Here is a 20,693-nt window from a genome sequence, read left to right on the forward strand (position 1 = left end):
GAGCCTCAGCCGTCGACGACGGCGGCCGCGGCCTCGGCCCGGGTGCGGGCGGCGGCGTTGGCCGCGCGCACGATCTCGCGCGGGGAGATGGGGCGCACCCGGGGCGCCGCCTCGCTCGTGCTCTCCTCGACCAGGCTCGAGGGCACCGGCTCCGGGGCGACGGGCTCAGGCTCCTCGGGCGCAGCGTCCGCCCCGGCCTCGCTCGACGACGGCGCGTCCGGCTCCTCGTCGTCGGCAGTGGCGGCGTCGGCGTCGGGTGCGACGGCCTCCCGGGCTCCGTCCTCGGCGGGCGACGCGGCGGCCTCGGCCTCCGACCCGGCAGCGGCCTCGGCCGGGCCCTGCGCCTCGGTCTCAGCCGCGTCCTGCTCCGCACTCTCCTTGCGGGCCCGGCGCGTCTGCTCGGCCTTGTCGTCGATCATCCGGGTCAGGGACTTCGTCGAGCCGGTCCTGACAATGCCGTCCGCCGTCTCCTCGGCCGTCTTGGCCACCGACTGGAACGGAGTCGCCAGGTCCTTGCGGATGGCGTCGAGGTCCTCCCCCAGGGCGTCGCGCACGATCTTGCGCGGGTCGTAGTTGCGGGGGTCCAGGTCGGACAGGTCGAGGTCCGTCAGCTCGGGACCGACCTCCTCGGCGATCTGCTCCTTGGCGTCGTCCAGGAACACTCTCAGACGGCGCACGGCCTGGGTCAGCTTGCGAGTGTACTCGGGCAGGCGCTGGGGACCCACGACGATGACCGTCACCAGGATGATGACGAGGAACTCGGGACCTGAGATGCCTAGCACGCCGATAGTATAGGGACCCACGACGGCAGCCAACGACAGGGACGCACGACGGACGATGCGGGCGATGGGCCCGCGACCTGGAACAATGAGAGCGCCCGCGCCCGTCCCGCCCCGGGCCCGCACGGGCAGACCCGGTCCTACGCGACCGCCAGTCGCAGCACGGAAGGTGGAACGGTGAGCGCCGACAAGACCTTGAGCTGGTCCTACACCGAGGAGTTCCCTCATGAGGACGAGCCAACCGCGGAGGCCAGGCTGCGCGGCATCGAGCTCGGCATCGCGCCCGTCTCCCCGGCGACGGGCGCCGCCCTGCGGATGCTCGCCGCAGCCGTGGGCGCCAAGTCCGTGGCCGAGATAGGCACCGGCACCGGTGTGTCGGGCCTGTGCCTGCTCGGCGGGATGGGGGTGGACGGCGTGCTGACGACCATCGACCTTGAGCCCGAGCTCCAGCGCGAGGCGCGCAGGACCTTCGAGGCCGCGGGGTACCCGGGGGCGCGCACGCGAATCATCCGGGGCAGGGCCTCCGACGTCATGCCCCGCATGGCGGCCCGCTCCTACGACATGGTCGTCCTCGACGTCGATCCGGAGGAGTCCGCCAAGCTGGCGGGGGCGGCGCTGCGCATGCTGCGCGTCGGCGGGGTCCTGGCCATCACCCGCGCCCTGTGGAATGACCACGTCGCCGACCCGGCCCGCCGCGACCCCACCACCGTCGCCGCGCGGGAGCTCGGGAAGACGCTGCGCAACCACGACAGCGTGCTCGTCTCGCTGCTGCCGGTGGGCGACGGGCTGCTCGTCGCCGTGCGCCAGGCCTGAGGCGGCTCATCGCAGAGGGCTCGGGAAGGGCTCGGGGAGGACACAGCACAAGGACCGGGCCTCGCGGACCCGGTCCTCGCCCTGGCTGCGGCCGGTGCCGCCTGCAGCGCGGGCCGAGAATCAGTACTTCACGGAGGCCAGCGCCTCCTGGAGCTCCTTGATCTCGTCGGGTGTGATCTCGACGACCAGTCGGCCCCCGCCCTCCAGCGGTACGCGCATAATGATCGAGCGGCCTTCCTTGACGACCTCGAGAGGCCCGTCGCCGGTCCTGGGCTTCATGGCAGCCATGAGCTCCCCTTTCAGTGCTGTATCGCGGATCCATCACCGCACTGCCCAGGTCATTCTACGGCACGGCGGCGCCGCTACTGAGGGAAACGTGGTTAAGTCCACGAATGCTAAACTATGCTCGGTGTTTTTCGCGCAGGCGGGCTCATCCCAGGCCCCGCGGCCCCCTGGCGGCCTCCTCGGCCCGCAGCCGCCGCGCACCGTCGACGACGTAGTCGATGGCCTCCTGCGCCGTATCGACCACGGGGAGCAGATCGACGTCGCCGGGCGAGATCGTGCCGGTCTCGACCAGGGTGCCGCGGATCCAGTCCACCAGCCCCCTCCAGTAGCCCGAGCCGACCAGCACGATCGGGAAGGTGGACACCTTGCCGGTCTGGACGAGGGTGACGGCCTCGAAGAGCTCGTCGAGCGTGCCCATGCCCCCGGGCATGACGACGAAGCCGTCGGAGTACTTCAGGAACATCGTCTTGCGGGCGAAGAAGTAGCGGAAGTTGATGCCCAGGTCGACGTAGTCGTTCATCTCCTGCTCCAGGGGCAGCTCGATGCCGAGCCCCACCGAGACGCCGCCGGCCTCGTGGGCGCCCTTGTTGGCGGCCTCCATCATCCCCGGACCCCCGCCGGTGATGACGCTGTAGCCGCTGTCCGCCAGCCCCGCCCCGATCCGCTCGGCCAGGGCGTAGGCCGGGTCGCCGGCCGCGGTGCGCGCCGAGCCGAAGACGCTGATCGCCGGCCCCAGCTCGGCCAGGGCGCCGAAGCCCTCGACGAACTCGGACTGGATGCGCAGGACGCGCCAGGGGTCGGAGTGCAGCCAGTCGGTGTCGCCGCGGCGGTCCAGCAGACGCGCATCGGTGGTCCGGGCGGGGATCTGGGTCCCGCGCAGCAGCACGGGCCCCTTGCGGTAGGTCTCGCGTGTCATGGGAGCATGATTCCCCACCGCCGGGCGCACGGTGTCAACATCGTGAGGACTGTCAGCATCCGCCGGCGCCGGCGAGCGCGCCCCTGACCCAGGCCGGGGCGTCCCAGCCCTCAAGGAGCCCGACGGCGAAGGGCCGGGTGATTCCGCCGGCCACCGGCAGCGCGACCAGGAGGGTCCAGCCTCCCGCGGCCGGTTCGCCGCAGGAGGCCAGGTGCCGGTGCAGAGGGCCCATGAGGCGCCGCTCGCACGGCTCGGTCAGGTGGGTGTCGACCAGGAGCGTCTGGCTGTCCTCGGCGCCATCGACCACCCGGGCCAGGCACCGCGCGGCGTCGGCGAGCGCCTGCGCCCCCTCGCGGGGCAGGGCCATGACCGTGACCTCCCGGGCGCCGTCGTTCTCGGCCGGCCAGACCAGGGCGGCGGCGGCCGCCCTGCCGCCCCGCATGTGCACGCGCGAGCGCGCGGGCTCATAGCACCCGGGGGCTCCCCAGGCCAGGTCCTCGGCGAAGAGCCCGGCGAGCTCCTCGGCGGGAGCCGCGGGGGCCCAGCGCGCGTGCTGGGCCGCATAGTGCCCGGCCCATAGGCGGACGACGGCGGCCGCGTCCCCGCGCTCCACGGCCCTGGGGCGCCGGGCGCCCCCGTAGCCGTCGTGCGCGTCCCACCGCGCGGCCCACGAGCGCAGGGCGGGGCCCACGCGCAGGCGCCACGGCGGCAGGACCTGCTCGACGACGCCGCCGGCGACGGCAGCGGCGCGGCGGAGCAGCCGGTCCTCCTCGGTGATCCTGAGCCGCAGGGGCCGGGAGGACACGGCCGCCTGGGCCGCCACGAGGGCATCCGCGACCCGGCGGGCCGCGGCATCGTCCAGCGCCGGGTCGACGCCCAGGACGAGTGTGCGCGAACCGGGGTGGAAAGGGTTGTCGACACCGCGGCAGTGCCCCAGGACGCGCCCCCGGCCGCCTTCGTCCTCGGCCACCAGGGATCGGCGGCCGCCGCCGGCCGCCCAGCGGTCCGCCAGCAGGTCGGCTCCCGCCCACGCCCGCGCGGCGTCCCCGGGCGCGGCCGGCCGGACCCTCACGCGAGCCACGCGCGCAGGACGCCGGCGACGGCCTCGATCTGGGCGACGGGGCAGTGCTCGTCGTCGGTGTGGCACAGCATCGGGTCGCCCGGGCCGAGGTTGACGGCGGGGACGCCGGCCGCGGAGAAGCGGGCGACGTCCGTCCACCCGTACTTGGGGCCGATCCCTCCCCCGCGCTCGCGCACCAGGGCGATGAGCTCGCGCGCCATCGGGGAGCCGAGCCCGGGCCGGGCGGCCGGGCACAGGTCGTCGACCTCGACGGCGACCGGCCCGGTGCCGGCGTCGATGACCGGGTCGGCCTCGCCGCCATCGGCGTCGAGCCCCGCCAGAATGCGCCTGGCGCGGGCCAGGGCCGCCTCGGCCGCCAGGTCGGGGGCGAAGCGGTAGTTGACCGTGACGCGGCAGCGGTCGGGGACCGTGTTGGCCGGGTTGGCCGGGTTGGCCGGGTTGGCCGCCGCACCGCCCTCGATGCGGACGACGCTGAAGGACTCCCGGTAGGCCAGGCCCTCGACCTCGACGGTGCGCAGGGGCGCCGCCTTGACCCGCTCGACGAGGGCGGAGGCGGCGTGGATCGCGTTGGCGCCCCTCCAGGCGCGCCCCGAGTGCGCGGCCCGCCCGGGCACGTCCAGGATGAGGCGCAGGGTGCCGTTGCAGCCGCCCTCGATGCCCGCGCCGGTGGGCTCGCCGAGCACCGCCAGGTCCGCCTCGAACCAGTCGGGGTGGGCCGCGAGCGCCCGGCCGAGCCCGTTGCGCTCGGCGACGACCTCCTCGTTGTCGTAGAAGACCCAGGTGACGTCGCGGCGCGGCGCGGCCAGGGTCGCGGCCAGGTGCAGGCCGACGGCGACCCCGCCCTTCATGTCGACGCTGCCGCGGCCCCACACGACCGTCTGCCCGTCGCGCTCCTCCAGGCGGCCCGGGACGTTGCCGGTGCGCCGCGAGACCGGGACGGTGTCGAGGTGGCCGGCGACGACGACCCGCTCGGGGCGTCCCAGGCGGGTGCGGGCGACCACCGTGTCTCCGTGCCGCAGGACCTGCAGGTGCGGCCTCGCCGCCAGGGCGGCCTGGACGGCGCCGGCCAGCGGGGCCTCGGAGCCGGACGCGCTCGGCACGTCCACCAGGGCCAGGGCGAGGGCGCCGAGGTCGCCGGCCGGGTCGGGCAGCGCGACCGGCCCGACGGCGGGGCCGCCGGGCGGCCGGCCCGGGAGGGATGCGTCAGTCATGGGCCCAGGGTACGGTGAGGCGGTACGGCACCCCTTCGACGCCGCCCGGATCCTGCGTGAGGACAACCCGGAGCGCGCCCGGCCGGTCGCCGCCGGCTGGCGGATCGTCCCGACATCCCACCGGGCGCCCGGCTTCGGGCTCGAGCCCGAGCGGCACGCGCTTCCCCTCCCCGCCGCCCCCGTGCGGGCCCCGCGAGTTCTTGAGCGCGCCGGAGGTCGACCGTCTCACATTCTTGTGTTAGGCACCACTGGTGAGGGCCGTCATTGTCCCGGTTCGGGGCAGGCGGCTCACGGTAGCGTCGCAACCATGACCCCTCCGGATCGCTCTCTCGACACCGTCGCCGTGACTGCCTGGATCAACGAGGACCCCGACTCCGCCACCCGTGAGGAGCTCACCGCCCTGCTGGCCGCTCACCAGGACGGTGACGCCGAGGCCACCGCCGCCCTCGCCGACGCGTTCTCGCACGCCCTGCGCTTCGGCACCGCCGGCCTGCGCGGACGGCTGGGGGCCGGCCCCAACCGGATGAACCGTGTGGTCGTCATCCGCGCCGCCGCCGGCCTGGCCGCCTACCTGCGCGAGGCCCTCGGGGAGCGCTTCACCGTCGTCATCGGCTACGACGCGCGCCACAACTCCGAGGTCTTCGCCCGAGACACGGCTTCCGTGGTCACCGGCGCGGGCGGCTGCGCCCTCCTGTTCGACTCCCCCTGCCCCACCCCCGTCCTCGCCTTCGCCCTGCGGCGCCTCGGGGCCGACGCCGCGGTCATGGTGACCGCCTCCCACAACCCGCCCCGGGACAACGGGTACAAGGTCTACCTGGGCGGGAGGGCCGTGACCGGCCCGGGCCAGGGCGCGCAGATCGCCCCGCCCTACGACGCCGAGATCGCCGAGCGGATCGCCGCGGTCGGCGCCCTGGCCGAGGTGCCGATGCCCGACTCCGGCTGGCGGACCCTGGGGTCCGAGATGGTCGAGGAGTACACCGGGCGCGCGGCGAAGTCGGCGCGCATGCGCGCCGTCGCGCCCCTGAGGGTCGTCCTGACCGCCCTGCACGGAGTGGGAGGACCGGTGTGCCGCGACGCGCTGAGCCGTGTGGGCCTGGACGTCGTCGTCGTGCCCGAGCAGTTCGAGGCGGACCCCGACTTCCCCACCGCCGCCCTCCCCAACCCCGAGGAGGACGGGACCCTCGACCTGGCTCTCGCGCTGGCCCGCCGGGTCGGCGCCGACCTCGTGATAGCCAACGACCCCGACGCCGACCGCTGCTGCGCGGCGATCCCGGACGAGCACACCACGGGCCGCTGGCGCCGGCTCACCGGCGACGAGGTCGGGGCGGTCCTGGGCGAGCAGGCCGCCGAGCTCGCCGCCTTCACGGGCACCGGCATCCTGGCCAACTCGATCGTCTCCTCCCGCATGCTGCGCAGGATCGCGCAGGCCCACGGGCTGGGGCACCGCAACGCCCTGACCGGCTTCAAGTGGATCTGCCGGGTGCCCGGGCTGGTCTTCGGCTACGAGGAGGCGCTGGGCTACTGCGTGGACCCCGCCGCGGTGCGCGACAAGGACGGCATCTCGGCGGCCGTGCGCCTGGCGGTGCTGGCCAGCGTGCTCAAGCAGCAGGGCCGATCGATCGCCGACCTGCTCGACCGGCTGGCGCGCGAGCACGGCCTGCACGCCACCAGCCCCCTGAGTGTGCGGGTGGAGGATCCGGACCTCATCTCCGCCACCATGGAGCGCCTGCGCGCCGGCGGCGCGCCCGCCTCACTGGCCGGTTCCCCCGTGGTCGACGTCTTCGACCTGATGGACGGGGCCTCGGACGGCAACGGCGGGAGGCTCCCGCCGGCCGACGGCCTGATCTTCAAGACAGCGGCCGACGACCGCGTCGTCGTGCGCCCCTCGGGCACGGAGCCGAAGCTCAAGTGCTACTGCGAGGTCGTCGTGCCGGTCGCCGTCGAGGACCCGGTCGAGGTGGCCCGTCGCACCGCGGCCGACCGCCTGGAGTCGATCAAGGCCGACCTGCACGGGGTGCTCGGTCTGTGAGCGCCAGCCGGCGCGCGGCCGCGGCCAGCAGGTAGACCGCGCCCGCCGTCGCGGCGATGACGCCGCCCACCGACAGGCTCAGGGCCACCCCCAGCCACATCCCCGCCACGCAGGTGGCGGCTCCCAGCAGCGCCGACCCGACCACCAGCGAGCGCATGGAGGAGCACCACGGGGCGATCGCGGCAGCCGGCGCCGCGACCAGGGCAATGGGCAGGATCGTGCCGACGGCGGGGACCAGCGCCGCAATGGTCAGGCAGATCAGGATCATCAGGACCGCCTCGACGGGCCCGGGCCGCAGCCCGGCGGCCCGGTAGCCGACCGGGTCGAAGCCGTAGAAGGCCAGGAAGCGCCCCGCCACCGTCAGGACCACCAGCGCCCCGACCAGGACCGCGGCAGTCACGGCGACGTCGGCGGTGCCGATGTTGAGCACCGAGCCGGTCAGGAACCCGTCGACCTTCAGCGGCAGCGGGGCGAACCACTTGGCCAGGAAGTACCCCAGGGCGAAGCCGAAGGTCAGCACGATCCCGGCGGCCGACTGGGAGGTCAGCCCCGGGATGGTCGACAGCCAGCGCATGAGGGCGATCATGGGCAGGCACATGAGCACGGCGCCGACGAACAGGGCGGCAGTCAGCAGGTCGTAGTCGGCCCGCTGACCGGCCAGGGAGCGGCTCAGCGCCGCGGCCACGACCACGCCCGCGACCGCGCCGGGGAAGGTGGAGTGGGTCAGGGACTCGGTGAAGAAGATCCGGCGGTGCACCAGCGCCAGGGCCCCGACGATGCCGGCCAGCGCCCCCATGAGGACGACCTCGACCAGCGGCAGGGCCACCACGCTCCAGCTCACGCTCATGCCGCCGCCTCCGCCTCGGCGCGCCGCTCACCGGGGCGCGCGCCGCCGCGCTCCGGGGCCGGGAGCCGGCTCCGACCCGGGCGGCGGTGGCGGATGCGGCTGCGCAGCCAGGCGCGCGCCGCGGCCACCAGGAACAGGGCGGTCGTGGTCAGGGCCACCGCCGCCTGCGGCGAGACGGGGTGGGGCATCGGCGCGATCGCGACCGCCAGCCCGAGCCAGCCGCCACCGATGCCGACTCCGAGGGCGACGGCCACCATGGTGGCGACCCGCCCGGCCAGCACGCGCCCGGTCGCACCGGGGATGACGAGGTAGCCGATGACCAGGAGCGTGCCCACGGCCGTGGACGCCGAGACGACGACCGCGGCGACCGCCATGTTGAGGACCAGGTCGAGCACGAGCAGGCGCATGCCGCCGGCCCGGGCCCCCACGGGGTCGAAGGCGTAGGCGACCTGCTCCTTCCAGGTGACGGCCACGGCCACCAGGGCGATCAGGCACATGAGGAGGGCCTGGGCCAGGCGCAGGTCGGTGACCTCCAGGAGGCGCCCGAACATGAGCGCCTCGAGCTGGCCCGAGAAGTCCCCCTTGGCCAGGGACAGGACGATGCCGATGGAGAAGAAGCTGGTGAGCACCACCGCCGTGCCCGCCTCGGAGGCGGAGCGGCGGGTCGCGCGGTTGGTCACCCAGGTCAGGACGGCGGCGGCGAGCACGGCCACCGCGCTGGCCGCCGGGACGATCCGGTCGATGCCGCCGTAGACGGCGCCCGCCACAATGCCGGGGAAGACGGCGTGGACCATCGCCTCGGCGGTGAACTCGGTGGTGCGCAGGTTGACCAGGGTGCCGACGACGGCGCACACGCCGCCGAGCAGCACGATCATGAGCAGCGGCCTGAACAGGTAGGGCGCGGAGGCGAACGGGGCCACGCCCGGTATGTGAGCGCCCAGGTGCCGCAGGTTCTCAACGAGGTCGGCGAAGGCCCTGACTGCTGCGCTCACCGCTCCTCGCCCCCTCTGTCCGCCGCGCCCCGCTTCTCCAGCGCCGCCGGGTCGAGCTCGACGAGGCGGTCCGAGCCCGATCCGCCGTAGGCCTGCTCGATGAGGGCGGGCACCAGGACCTCCTCGCGGGGCCCGAAGGCGATCTGCCGCCCGGCCAGCAGGGCGGCCTTCTCGCAGGTCTGCCGGGCCAGGACCAGGTCGTGGGTGGAGACGACCACGCCGATGCCGTGCTCCTTGAGCCGCGCAATGATGTCGAGCAGGGCGTTGCGGTTGGGCTGGTCGAGGCCGTTGAAGGGCTCGTCCAGGAGGATCAGGCTCGGCTCGGCCGCAATGCAGCGGGCCACGAGCACGCGCTGGCGCTGACCGCCCGACAGCGTGCCGAAGTGCCGGGAGGCCAGGTCGCTGAGCCCCACGCTGTCCAGGGCCTCCCGGCAGCGGCGGCGCTCGGCGCGGCCGGGGCGGCGCATCAGGCCCAGCCGCGAGTAGGTGCCCATGAGGACGACGTCGAGGACGGTGACCGGGAAGCTCGGGTCGAGGTCGGCGACCTGGGGGACGTAGCCGATCGAGCCGCGCGGCGCGCGTCCGGGGGCGGCGCCGTTGACGCGCAGGCTGCCGGCGATGATGCGGACCATGCCGAGCAGGCCGCGCAGGAGCGTCGTCTTGCCCGACCCGTTGGGGCCGATGAGGGCGAGGGCCTCACCGGGCAGGACCGTGCCGGTGACCCCGGTCAGGACGGGGCTCGAGGTGTAGGCGAAGGCCGCGTCGTCGAGGATGACGACCGGCTCGGCCGGCGCCTCACGGGAGGTGCCGGCCGAGCCGCGCGACCGGGAGTCGGCTGAGGTCACTTGACCTCCGTCTGCGTGGGCGTCCAGTCCTTCAGCGAGTCCGGGATGTCCTTGACGGTGCCGTCCCAGGCCTTGGTGAGGTTGGTGACGTTGTGGAGGATCGAGCCGATGTAGGTCTCGCCGTCGGAGCCGGCGACGCCCAGCGAGTCCCCGTACAGGGCCTCCTCCCCGATAATGGCCTTGACGCCGGCCTCCGCGGCGACCTTCTCCACGGACTTGGGGTTGTTGGAGTTCTCGGCGAAGATCGCCACGGCCCCGGAGGCCTTGACGGCCTTGGCGGTCTCGGTGATCTTGTCGGCGGTGGCGTCCTGCTGCGCGTTGAAGTCGGACAGGGCGGCGCCCTTGAAGGTCACGCCGTACTCCGCCGAGAAGTAGCCGAAGGCGTCGTGGCTGGTGAACAGGACGCGCTTGCCGGCCGGGACGGTCTCCAGGCTGGCGCGGGCCCAGTCGTCGAGGTCGGTCAGGAGCTTGATGTAGCTGTCGGTGTGGGACCTCAGGAGGTCGGCGGACTCCGGGGAGGCCTTCTCCAGGGCGGCACCGATGTTCTTGACCTGGGTAATGGCGTTCTTGGGCGAGGTCCACACGTGGGGGTCGAAGCGGAACTCGGGCTCGCTCTCCCCGTCCTCGGGCGGGAAGGGCCACTTGGCGACCTCCACCTTGTCCGAGCCGCGGTCCACGGTGTAGGGCAGGTCCTTCTCCTTGGCGAGCTGGGCGTCGAGGTCATCGACATCGGCGGCGCCGTAGACCCCGGAGGTCACGACCATGGTGCCCTTGAAGCCGGTGGAGGTGACGGCGTCGTCCAGGAAGTGCTCCAGGTCGACCCCGGAGACGAAGAAGAGGTCGGCCTCGGACAGCGCCTTGGACTGCTCCGCGGTCATGTCGTGCTCGTGGGCGGAGGCGTTGGGGGCCAGCAGGCAGGTCAGGGTCAGGTGGGTCTTGGCGCTGGCGGTGTCGGCGCCGAAGTGCTCGGTGGCGCCGTCGGCGCCGGTGCGGTCGAAGGACAGGCCGTCGTCCTGGCCACCGGAGGCGAGCTGGGTGATGTAGTCGCAGATCTGGGTGGTGGAGGCGACCGCCTTGATGGCGGAGTCGTCACCGCCCGACGACGTGGACCCGCAGGCGGTCAGGGGAAGGACCGCCGTGGCAAGGGCGAGGGAGGCGAGGGTGGCTGCCGTGCGGCGTCCGCAAGTGAATATGGGTCTCATGAGACGGGAGATTATTTCGTAAATCCGAAACTTTCAAGATGAGGGTCGCCTAAACCTTGTGCGTCCGTGCGAGGCTCACTCGGACAGGCCCTCGAGGATGGCAATCGAGGCGGACACCCCCAGGCGGCCGGCACCGGCGGCGACCATGTCGAGCGCGTCGGCCGCCGTGCGGATGCCGCCGGAGGCCTTGACGCCGAGCCGGTCGCCGACGGTGGCGCGCATGAGCTCCACGGCGTGGACGGTGGCGCCCCCGGCCGGGTGGAAGCCGGTGGAGGTCTTGACGAAGTCGGCGCCGGCGGCCTCGGCGGCCCGGCAGCAGGCGACGATCTCGGCGTCGGTCAGGACGGCGGACTCGACAATGACCTTGAGCAGGGCGCCCTCGCAGGCCTGCCTCACGGCGCGGATGTCTGCCTCGACGCCGTCGGCGTCCCTCTCCTTGACCAGCCCGAGGTTGACCACCATGTCGATCTCGTCCGCGCCCTTGGCCACGGCGTCGGCCGCCTCGGCGGCCTTGACGGCGCTGGCGTGAGCGCCGGAGGGGAAGCCGCAGACGGTGGCGAGGGCCAGGCCCGCCGGGACCCGGACGGGCAGCCGGCTCGGGGAGACGCACACCGCGCAGACGCCCAGCCGATCGGCCTGGGCGATGAGGTCGGCGACCTGGGCGCCGGTGGCCTCGGGGGTCAGGAGGGTGTGGTCGATGATCGCGGCGATCTCGGCGCGGGTGGTCATGGTCGTCCTCTCGGTGCGGGTATCGGGGTGATGAGGGCCAGGATGCGCGGCCAGTACCCGAGCTCGCGGGGGCCCGGGGCGGCGGGGCCGCGCGGGGCGAGCAGGTCCAGGACGCGCACGGAGCCCGACGACGGCTCGTAGACGTGAACGCGCCCCGGACCGGGGTCGTCCTGGCCGGCGAGCCGCCACGGGAGGGCCAGCACGTAGTGGCGGGGCAGCACAGGATGCGCAGCAAGCGGGGGAAGCGCAGTCAGCCCTGCTGCGGCCCTGCGCAGCGCGCGCACCGGCCCTGCGCCGCCCGGGCGGGGGCGCACCAGGGGGCCGCCCACGAGCATGACCGCGGGCAGCCCGGCGTCCAGCGCCCGGCGTATGCGCTCGGCGTCGTCCGGCCAGCGGGGACCGCCCTCGCGGACCCAGCGGACCCGGTAGGCGGCCCCGACGGAGCCGGCGGGGACGGCGCGGCCGGGCTCCTCGCCCAGGGCGCGCGCCACGGCCCACGGCGTCGACCCCAGGCGGCGGGTCCACGGCAGCGGGCCGAGCGGCCCGCCCGAGCGGCGGTTCATGCGCGCCTGGAGGCGGCGCTGCTCGGCGTGCAGGGCCCGCGTCAGGCGCAGGCCGGGAAGCGACCCGGTCGGGCCGGAGAGGCCGGTCGGGCCGGAGGCGGAACCGCCCGCCGCACCTGTCGTGCCGAGGAGCAGCCGGGCGGCCAGGACGACGGTGGCGCCGCAGGTGGTGGGGTCTCCCTGGGTGAGGGTGACGGCGTCGCCGGGCGTCGCGAAGGCGCCCACGCGCAGCCGCGAGCTCGACACGCGCGCTCTGAGCCCGCCCGCGGGCGGGCCGGCATGGCGGTCATTCACGACAGCAGGTTAGCGGCGCGCCGTGACCGTGCGGGGGCTGTGGCCGATCGGGCGGGTCGGGCGCTCCCCTCCCAGCCCCGCGGCCCTCTTCGCCGAGACCGGTCGAGTTCCGCGTCGAGATCGGTCCGGTTCCGGCGAAGAAGCGGCGGCAGGGTGGTCTTGTCCCCCACCCCGCCGGTGGAGTGCTTGTCGGCGGTGGGGCGGCCCAGCCGGGAGAAGTCCATGCGCTCGCCGCTGCGGATCATGGCGCCGGTCCACCGGGCCGTCTCGGCGCGGTCCATCCCGCCCAGGTAGATCGCCATGGCCAGCGCGCTCATCTGCTCGTCGGCGACGACGCCGCGCGTGTAGGCGTCGATGACCCAGTCGATCTGGGGGCCGCTCAGGCGGGCCCCGTCGCGCTTGGCGGCGATGATCTCGACGGCGTCGAAGGGCTCGGGAGCCCGCGGGCCGCGGGCGGCGCCCGGGCGGGGCCCGCCGGCCCGCGGGGAGACGACAGCGGCGATGTCGGCGTCGGTGAAGCGCCCGGGCAGGACCTCGTCAATGGTCGTGATCCCGCCCGGCACGGCCAGCACCATGCCGGGCGCGGCGTGCTCGGCCAGCAGCTGGCGGCACCGCCCGCAGGGGGCGCAGGGCTCGCCGCGCCCGTCCACGCACACGAGGGCCACCAGCCGCCCTCCCCCGGTGCGGACCAGCTCGCTCACCAGGCCGCACTCGGCGCACAGGGTCACGCCGTAGCTCGCGTTCTCCACATTGCATCCCGACACGAGCCTGCCGTCCTCGACCAGCGCGGCCGCCCCCACCCGGAAGCGGGAGTAGGGGGCGTAGGCGCGCTCCATGGCCCGGGCGGCCAGGGCGCGCAGCCGCTGCCAGACAGGGTCGTCCGGCGCGGGGGCGGTCGGGGCGACGCCGGCAGCCGGTGAGGCAGAGCCTGCTGAACCCGCCGGGTGCGCGCTCACAGGAGCTCCTCGCGCCCCTCGGCCCGCAGCCGGTCCACGACGCCCTTGACCGCCTGGGCCCGTTCGGGTGTCGTGATGAGCAGGGCGTCGGGGGTGTCGACGACGACGGCGCCCGGCACGCCCAGCAGCACGGTCCTGCGGCCGGTGGTCGAGGCCACGAGCGCGCCGGGCGAGTCCGCGGCCTCGACGTCGGCCGCCGGGCCGCCGGCCGCGGAGTCGTCCAGCACGGCGACGCCGTCGGCCGGGCCCCAGGTGCGCGCGGGCACGATCGCGGACAGGGAGTCGAAGCCGCCGACGTCGTCCCAGCCCATGGCCGCGGGCACCATGGCCACTCCCCCGGCGGCGGCCACGGGCTCGGCGATGGCGTGGTCGATGGCGACGGCCTCCAGGCCCGGCCAGCGCGCGGCGAGGACCTCCTCGCGCGCGGGCGCGTCCCAGGCGGCGGCGATCGCCTCGATGCCCGCGGCGAGCCGGGGCCGCTGGGCGGCGAGGTGGTCCAGCAGGACGCCCGCGCGGGCCGCGAACATGCCGGCGTTCCACCGGTAGTCGCCCGTGGCCAGGTACTGCGCCGCGGTGTGGGCGTCGGGCTTCTCGGTGAAGCCGAGGACGCGGCGCCCGTCCGGGGCCCCGGGCACGCCGATGGCATCGCCGCAGTGGATGTAGCCGAAGGCAGTGGAGGGGCCGGTCGCCTCGATGCCGATGGTCGCCACCCATCCCGCGCGCGCCAGGGCGGCGGCCTGGCGGACGGCGCCGGTGAAGGAGGCCTCGTCGGCGATGGTGTGGTCGGCGGCGAAGGAGCCGACGACGGCGTCGCGGCCGTGGCGCGCGGCAATGACGGCGGCGGCCAGGCCGATGGCCGCCATGGAGTCCCGGGGCAGGGGCTCGGCCAGGATGTTCTCCCGCCCCACGCCGGGCAGCTGGTCGGCGACGGCGGCCACGTGCGCGACGCCGGTGACGATCGTCGTCGTGGCGGCCACGGGCGCCAGGCGCGCCACAGTGCCCTGGATGAGGGTGCGACCGGTGCCGGTCAGGTCGAGGAGGAACTTGGGGCGGCGGCGCCTGGACAGCGGCCACAGCCGGGTGCCGGCGCCGCCGGCGGGAATGATCGCGTGAATCGGCCTGTCGGCGCTCGCATATGAGTCCCCGGCCGGGTCCTGGGCGGCGTTGTCGGTCACGGCCCCAGGCTAGATGATTGACTCCCGAAGAGCGCAGGGCGGGTCGGGTGGCGGGGGTGTCCAGGCGTCCGGCTCCGCGCCCCCTATGGCGGCCCTCTCGCCGGGATCGGTTCAGCTCCGCACCGAGACCGGTCCGAAGCGCCCGCTCGGGCATCTGCCGGTACACGGCCGCCTTTTTCTACTGCGCGGCACCGTTCGGCCCCGGGACCGGTCATCCAGGTTCCGGGGAGCCCGGGAGAAGCGGGACGCGAACGTACCTTCCCATCGTCAACGTACCTCTCACGCGACGAACTTCCGTTGACGGCGCCATCTGCCGTCAACCGCCGTTGTCGCCTACCTGGGGCGCGGCCCGGCCGCCCGGTCCCGCCCCGGCGTCTGCGGGCCCGCCGGCGAGCGCCGGCGCGATCAGCGTCTGCCAGGAGCCGTCCTCGGCCAGGCGGTGCAGGCTGATCCGCTCGACCACGAAGCGCGCGTCGATGTCGGCGCCCGCGCGGGCCGCCGCGTCCAGGGAGTCGTCGGAGACCTCATGGGCCAGGGTGATGTGCGGGTGGAAGGGGAAGCGCAGGGCCGTGGCCAGCGGCCCGCCCTGCCGGCGCAGCATCTGCTGGAGGACGTCGCACTGGGGCCCGCCGTCCTGGAGCGCGACGTAGACGACGGGGCTGACCGGGCGGAAGGTGCCGACCCCGCGGGCGCGCAGCACGAACGGCGCCGTGCGCCCGGCCACCCGCTCGACGTGCGCCGCGATGGCGGGCACGTCGCCCCGCTCCACGACGGTGGGGGGCAGAAGCGTGACATGGGGCGCGATCACATGGGCCAGAGGGTCGCCCGCCCCGGCGCGCACGATGCGGACCTGTGCCGCCCAGGGCTCGGGCAGGGGGATGGTCAGCCCGACGACGCACTGGGAGGGGGCGGGCACGGGCAGGTCCATGTCACCTCCGTCAGGCCGGGGATGTGTCAGATCGTCTGAGGGGACACTACCGCACGCGACGGCGCCGCCCCAGGCCTCGCAGCGCCCGCTCGCTCTCGGCTTGGGGCGCACGGCTCGGCGCGCGCCGGTGGCGCCCTCTGGCAGAATTGCGAGCAGTATCCGCCCCTCCGCCGAGCCGCAGCCCCAGGAGCCTGTTATGAACGACACCCCGACCCCCGCCGTCGCTGGCGCCGCGCCCGTCTTCTCCCCGGCCCTGAGTCCGCGGGAGGGCGCCGCTGCCGCCGCCGCCCTGCTGCGCGAGGCCCTCGGCGGGGAGCCCGACGGCGTGTGGTACGCGCCGGGACGCGTCAACATCATTGGCGAGCACACGGACTACAACGGCGGGCTCGCCCTGCCCATCGCCCTGCCCCACCGCGCCTTCCTGGCGCTGCGGCGCCGCGAGGACCGGGCGGTGCGGCTCGTGTCCTCCCAGGCGCGTCAGAGCATCGACGTCCTGGACCTGGACACCGTCGGCCCCAGGGGCACGCCCGGCGAGGTGCGCGGCTGGAGCGCCTACATCGCCGGCGTGGCCTGGGCTCTGGAGCGCGACGGGCTGGGCCCGCTGTCGGGCTTCGACGCCGCCCTGGTCTCCTGCGTGCCCCTGGGCGGGGGCCTGTCCTCCTCGGCGGCCCTGGAGTGCGCCGCGGCGGTGGCGCTGGACGCGGTCGACGGCCTCGCCCTGGCGGGCCCGGCGGATGCGCCCGACGACGCCGGCCGCGCGCGCCTGGTGACGGCCTGCGTGCGGGCGGAGAACGAGGTGGCGGGCGCCCCCACCGGCGGCATGGACCAGTCCGCGTCCCTGCGCTGCCGCGCCGGTCGCGCCCTGCGGCTGGACTGCCGCACCGGCGGGGTCGAGCAGGTCCCCTTCGACCTGGCTGGCGCCGGGCTGGCGCTGCTGGTCATCGACACCAGGGCCAAGCACTCCCTGGTGGACGGGCAGTACGGCGCACGGCGGGCCGCCTGCGAGAGGGCCGCCCGCCTTCTCGGCGTCGAGCTGCTGGCCGACGTCCCGCCCGACGAGCTCGATGCGCACCTGGGCCGTCTGGCGGGCTGCGGCGAGGCGGACGCCGACGAGCTGGTCAGGCGCACCCGGCACGTCGTGACCGAGATCGACCGGACGCGCCGCCTCGTGGCGCTGCTCGAGGACGACCGCCCTCTTGCCGGCGCGAAGCTGGAGGAGGCCGGGGCCCTGATGAACGCCAGCCACGACTCGCTGCGCGAGGACTACGAGTGCACCTGCCCCGAGCTGGACGCGGCCGTGGAGGCGGCCCGCGCGGCGGGCGCCCACGGGGCCCGGATGACCGGCGGGGGCTTCGGCGGCTCCGCGATCGCCCTGGTCGACGCCGGCTCCGCCGACGCCGTCGCCCGCGCCGTCGTCCGCGCCTACGCCGAGGCGGGCTTCACGGCCCCGGCCTTCCTGAACGCGCTCCCCTCCGCTCCGGCCGGCCGTCTGGCGTGAGGCCGACCCGGGCCCGTCGTCATCCCTCCGAAGGCTGATTCCCGCTCGGGCGTCCTCCTTTGGTCACAGGGGCGGTTCCTCCTTCAGGAGGAACCGCCCCTGCCCGCGAGGGCCATAGGCTTGCATCAATTCCCTTACACGGCACAGCGGTCGTCTGATTGCGCCGCGTTCCCAGGAGCCCGCCAGGCCGGGGCACAACCGGAGACTCACATGAAGAAATACGTCCTACCCACCGTCAAGGTTCTCATCGCCGTCGTCATCGCGATCGCGCTGGCGAAGATCGCCTTCTTCCCCGAGCAGAAGGGCCAGAACCGCGCGGACATCGCCTCCGGGCTCGAGCTGACGGCGCGGACGACGACCGCCACGGTCGGCGACATCGCCAGCACGGTGGAGGTCAAGGGCCAGATCGTCCAGGACAAGGCCGTCGAGGTGAAGGCCACCCTGAGCGGCGTCGTCGATTCTCTCGCCGTGGTCAAGGACGCCATGGTCACCCAGGGCGAGCCCCTGCTCTACCTGAAGAAGACCGAGCCGCAGGCGCCCACGACCGGCACCGATGCCGACGGCAACCCGACCAGCACGCCCACGGCCGACAAGGTCACCTGGGGAACCGTGTACGCCCCGGTGGGCGGCAAGGTGTCCTTCAACGTCATTGAGAACCAGGAGACGACCGTCGGTATGGTCGTGGCCACCATCACCCCGCAGACCTACTCCGCCACCGGCAATATCACGGCCTCCCAGCAGTACCGGCTCACCAACGCCCCGGCCGCGGCGACCATCTCGGTGGCGGAGGGCCCGGCGCCCTTCTCCTGCTCGGATCTGAGCATCGGCACGAAGGCGAGCACGTCCACCACCACCGGCCAGGACGGCAGCACCACGACGACCACCGGGGAGGGCACCAAGGTCGAGGTCCGCTGCTCCGTGCCGTCCGACCAGAAGGTCTTCGCGGGCCTCAAGGTCACCATCGGCATTGACGCGGGCTCGGCCACCGGGGCGGTCCTGGTCCCCGTGACCGCGGTGGAGGGGTCGGTGACGACGGGGAACGTCTGGGTCGTCACCGACCCCGACAACCCGAAGGGCGCCGAGAAGCGCGAGGTCTCCCTGGGCATCAACGACGGCACCAGCATCCAGGTCACCGACGGCCTGGCCGAGGGCGAGACGATCCTCCAGTACGTGCCCGGCAAGGACATCGTCCGCAACGGCCCGCCCAACACGTGCGAGGCCGACAACTCCGCCTGCTACGACGAGAACGGCCAGGAGATCCTGTGAGCCCCGACCCGCTGATCAGGCTGCGGGGCATCACGCGCACCTTCACGGTCCCCGACTCCCCGCCGCTGACGATCCTCACCGGCCTCGACCTGGACGTCCACCCCGGCGAGCATGTGGCCATTGTCGGCCGCTCCGGGACCGGCAAGTCGACCCTGCTCAACACCCTCGGGCTGATCGACACCCCGACATCCGGCACCTACCACCTCACGGGCATCGACACGGCCAGGCTCAGCGAGGGCCGCCGCGCCCACCTGCGCGGCGAGACCTTCGGATTCGTCTTCCAGTCCTTCAACCTCATCAGCGGCCTGACGACCACAGAGAACGTGGCGGCCCCGCTCCTGTACGACCACGGCACGGCCTTCTGGAGGCGCGTCTCCCGCGCGAAGGAGCTCCTGGACGCCGTCGGGCTGGCAAGCAAGACGGGCCTGGCCATCGGACGGCTGTCGGGGGGCGAGCAGCAGCGGGTCGCCATCGCCCGGGCGCTGGCCCGGCGCCCCCGCGTCATCCTGGCCGACGAGCCGACCGGCGCCCTCGACGTCGACACCGGGGCCACCGTCATGGACCTGCTGGAGAAGCAGTGCCACGACACCGGTGCGGCGCTCATCCTCATCACTCACGACCTGGCCGTGGCCGGGCGGGCGCACACCCAGTACCGCCTCGAGCACGGGGTCCTGACCCCGATCTCGGTGACCCGCAGGCAAGTGGGCTCCCTGGAGGAGTTCGGCGAGATCCAACTCGGCCCGCCCGACGGCGCCGGCCGGGGCGCCGACGTCAACGCAGTGGCAGTGGGAGGCGCCAGATGAGGCTCTTCGCGGGGGCCGGCGGCCTGGCGACGGGATTCGTCGGTGCCATCATTGAGGCGTGGGCGCAGCTGCGCATCGGCAAGCTCCGGGTGCTGCTCTCGCTGGTGGGGGTCGCGGTGGCCGTGGCCGCCATGGCCTTCGTCATCGCCGTGGGACAGATCTCGGTGTCCGCCATCAACTCTCAGATCGAGCAGTACGGCGGACGCTCCGGCACGGTCACCATCAACGTCTCCCCCACCGGGAAGGACGTGACCGCCTCGGGCCAGGGCGACTCCACCGGCTCTGACGGCTCTGAGGACGCCGGCTCCGGGGAGTCCGGCTCCGGGGCCTCGGGCGCCGCGCAGGCCGGCTCCGGGCAGGGCTCCGGGCAGACGGGCTCCGGGGCGGATGGCGCGGCGCCGTCGAAGACGACGTCGGCGGCGACCTCCGACAGGGTCAGCACCGCGCTGGCGTCCTTCGTCTCCCGGTACGAGGCGAGCTCGTGGGCGACCAGCTACACCACGAAGGTGCGCTTCGCCTTCCCCGACGGGCCGCGCCAGGTGTCCACCCAGGCGGTGAGCCTGGGGTACGGGACGCTGCACCACACGCCGGTGGCCCAGGGCCGCTGGTTCAGCGGCGACGACGCTGACGACCTCTCCCCGACGCTGGTCGTCTCCCAGGGCTTCCTCGAGAACCTCGGCGTCTCCGAGCTCACGGAGCCGATCACCATCACCTCCTACACCCCCGTGCGCACCACCTTCACCATTGTGGGGGTGCTCAAGCCCGACGAGAACGCGAGCTCGCCCTACTGCACCACCACCAACGCCGACGGCGATGACATCCCCTGCCCGCAGCCGCTGTCGGCATTCGTGCTGGCGGACTCCTATGAGCAGCAGCTGTCCGAGCAGACCGAGCGCCCCATACCGACGCTCGAGATCTGGGCCGGGAAGGACGAGGCCAAGCAGGTCAAGGAGCTCGCCAAGCGGAACCTGGACGCCCAGTTCGGGAAGGGGTCCACTCAGGTGAGCGACAACCTGGCGATCTCCAACGCGGGCGTGAGCGCGGACGCCTTCACCACGGTGGTGACCGGCGCGGGCGTCTTCATTATGATCCTGGGCGCCCTGAGCCTGGTGAACATCTCGCTGGTCACGGTCCGTCAGCGCATCCACGAGATCGGGGTGAGGCGCTCCTTCGGGGCGACGAGTCGACGGATCTTCTTCTCCATTATGCTGGAGTCGGTGGTGGCGACCGTGGTGGCCGGCGTCGTCGGCGTCGGCATGGCGATCGTGGCGCTCAGAATGGTGCCGCTCAGCTCCGTGCTGGGGATCCCGACGGCGTCCAATCCGCCCTTCCCCATGGTGGCGGCCATTATCGGGCTGCTGGCGGCAACCGGGGTCGGGGCCCTGTCCGGCATCATCCCGGCGATCGTGGCCGTGCGCATCCGCCCCATCGACGCCATCCGCTACTGAATCCGCTACTGAATCCGCTGCTGAATCCGCTGC

General features: G+C 74.0%; 19 protein-coding genes and 2 pseudogenes. 6 read left to right on the forward strand and 15 right to left on the reverse strand.

Translation table 11 applies throughout. The features are described from left to right. Positions 1–5: 5 nt before the first annotated feature. A complete protein-coding gene (locus O145_RS06030) occupies positions 6–782 on the reverse strand; it encodes a twin-arginine translocase TatA/TatE family subunit (RefSeq protein WP_043561067.1) in 777 nt (258 codons plus the stop codon). A 174-nt stretch (positions 783–956) separates the two neighbouring features. On the opposite strand from O145_RS06030, the gene O145_RS06035 reads away from it, so the two are divergent. Continuing rightward, positions 957–1,592 (forward strand): O-methyltransferase, encoded by a 636-nt coding sequence (locus tag O145_RS06035; RefSeq protein WP_043561069.1) that lies wholly within the window; start codon positions 957–959, stop codon positions 1,590–1,592. Between the two features lie 120 nt (positions 1,593–1,712). Here the strand turns inward: O145_RS06035 and O145_RS17140 are convergent, their stop codons facing one another. The 4 genes from O145_RS17140 to dapE form a co-directional block, all read right to left on the reverse strand. Further along, on the reverse strand, positions 1,713–1,880 hold the full coding sequence (locus tag O145_RS17140; RefSeq protein ID WP_084682413.1) for a DUF3117 domain-containing protein: 168 nt from the start codon (positions 1,878–1,880) through the stop codon (positions 1,713–1,715). A 142-nt stretch (positions 1,881–2,022) separates the two neighbouring features. Continuing rightward, entirely contained in the window at positions 2,023–2,793 is a 771-nt protein-coding gene (locus tag O145_RS06040) for an LOG family protein (protein ID WP_043561072.1), read from the reverse strand. A gap of 52 nt (positions 2,794–2,845) precedes the next feature. Next, entirely contained in the window at positions 2,846–3,865 is a 1,020-nt protein-coding gene (locus O145_RS06045) for a hypothetical protein (RefSeq protein WP_043561074.1), read from the reverse strand. Further along, positions 3,862–5,085, reverse strand: a complete 1,224-nt coding sequence (dapE, locus tag O145_RS06050; protein WP_043561076.1) for a succinyl-diaminopimelate desuccinylase — start codon at positions 5,083–5,085, stop codon at positions 3,862–3,864. The genes O145_RS06045 and dapE overlap by 4 nt, the downstream gene beginning before the upstream one ends. A gap of 307 nt (positions 5,086–5,392) precedes the next feature. Between dapE and O145_RS06055 the strand changes: the two genes are divergently transcribed. Then, the gene (locus O145_RS06055; protein ID WP_043561079.1) at positions 5,393–7,114 is read left to right on the forward strand and encodes a phospho-sugar mutase; all 1,722 of its coding nucleotides are present in this window, start codon (positions 5,393–5,395) and stop codon (positions 7,112–7,114) included. Here O145_RS06055 and O145_RS06060 read toward each other — a convergent pair. From O145_RS06060 to O145_RS06100, 10 genes and pseudogenes are all read right to left on the reverse strand, one after another. Beyond that, a complete protein-coding gene (locus O145_RS06060) occupies positions 7,080–7,961 on the reverse strand; it encodes a metal ABC transporter permease (RefSeq protein WP_043561083.1) in 882 nt (293 codons plus the stop codon). The genes O145_RS06055 and O145_RS06060 overlap by 35 nt on opposite strands. Next, on the reverse strand, positions 7,958–8,953 hold the full coding sequence (locus O145_RS06065) for a metal ABC transporter permease (protein ID WP_084682414.1): 996 nt from the start codon (positions 8,951–8,953) through the stop codon (positions 7,958–7,960). The genes O145_RS06060 and O145_RS06065 overlap by 4 nt, the downstream gene beginning before the upstream one ends. Continuing rightward, entirely contained in the window at positions 8,950–9,798 is an 849-nt protein-coding gene (locus O145_RS06070) for a metal ABC transporter ATP-binding protein (RefSeq protein WP_052374741.1), read from the reverse strand. Before O145_RS06070 ends, O145_RS06065 begins: the two co-directional genes overlap by 4 nt. After that, positions 9,795–11,000 carry a metal ABC transporter substrate-binding protein gene (locus O145_RS06075; RefSeq protein ID WP_043561085.1) on the reverse strand — a complete coding sequence of 402 codons (1,206 nt, stop codon included), beginning with the start codon at positions 10,998–11,000 and terminating at the stop codon, positions 9,795–9,797. Before O145_RS06075 ends, O145_RS06070 begins: the two co-directional genes overlap by 4 nt. A gap of 75 nt (positions 11,001–11,075) precedes the next feature. Next, positions 11,076–11,729, reverse strand: coding sequence for a deoxyribose-phosphate aldolase (deoC, locus tag O145_RS06080; RefSeq protein WP_043561088.1), 654 nt, complete (start codon positions 11,727–11,729; stop codon positions 11,076–11,078). Then, positions 11,726–12,586, reverse strand: coding sequence for a hypothetical protein (locus O145_RS17990; protein ID WP_156966619.1), 861 nt, complete (start codon positions 12,584–12,586; stop codon positions 11,726–11,728). The genes deoC and O145_RS17990 overlap by 4 nt, the downstream gene beginning before the upstream one ends. Positions 12,587–12,732: 146 nt before the next feature. Beyond that, a pseudogene (locus O145_RS18990) lies at positions 12,733–12,999 on the reverse strand (thymidine phosphorylase); the annotation flags it as partial. 63 nt (positions 13,000–13,062) lie between these two features. Then, positions 13,063–13,446 (reverse strand): annotated as a pseudogene (locus O145_RS18595) (cytidine deaminase); the annotation flags it as partial. A gap of 92 nt (positions 13,447–13,538) precedes the next feature. Then, positions 13,539–14,717, reverse strand: a complete 1,179-nt coding sequence (locus O145_RS18000) for a mannose-1-phosphate guanylyltransferase (protein WP_043561090.1) — start codon at positions 14,715–14,717, stop codon at positions 13,539–13,541. A 316-nt stretch (positions 14,718–15,033) separates the two neighbouring features. Then, entirely contained in the window at positions 15,034–15,645 is a 612-nt protein-coding gene (locus tag O145_RS06100; protein ID WP_084682415.1) for a 2'-5' RNA ligase family protein, read from the reverse strand. A gap of 196 nt (positions 15,646–15,841) precedes the next feature. Between O145_RS06100 and galK the strand changes: the two genes are divergently transcribed. From galK to O145_RS06120, 4 genes are all read left to right on the forward strand, one after another. Next, entirely contained in the window at positions 15,842–17,143 is a 1,302-nt protein-coding gene (gene galK, locus O145_RS06105; RefSeq protein WP_043561093.1) for a galactokinase, read from the forward strand. A gap of 210 nt (positions 17,144–17,353) precedes the next feature. Beyond that, the gene (locus O145_RS06110; RefSeq protein ID WP_043561094.1) at positions 17,354–18,409 is read left to right on the forward strand and encodes a permuted SH3 domain-containing protein; all 1,056 of its coding nucleotides are present in this window, start codon (positions 17,354–17,356) and stop codon (positions 18,407–18,409) included. Then, a complete protein-coding gene (locus O145_RS06115) occupies positions 18,406–19,212 on the forward strand; it encodes an ABC transporter ATP-binding protein (RefSeq protein WP_043561097.1) in 807 nt (268 codons plus the stop codon). Before O145_RS06110 ends, O145_RS06115 begins: the two co-directional genes overlap by 4 nt. After that, entirely contained in the window at positions 19,209–20,660 is a 1,452-nt protein-coding gene (locus O145_RS06120; protein WP_043561100.1) for an ABC transporter permease, read from the forward strand. The genes O145_RS06115 and O145_RS06120 overlap by 4 nt, the downstream gene beginning before the upstream one ends. Positions 20,661–20,693: the final 33 nt, after the last annotated feature.

Origin of the sequence: Actinomyces israelii DSM 43320, from assembly GCF_000711965.1 — a bacterium.
In the GTDB taxonomy this organism is placed as follows: domain Bacteria; phylum Actinomycetota; class Actinomycetes; order Actinomycetales; family Actinomycetaceae; genus Actinomyces; species Actinomyces israelii.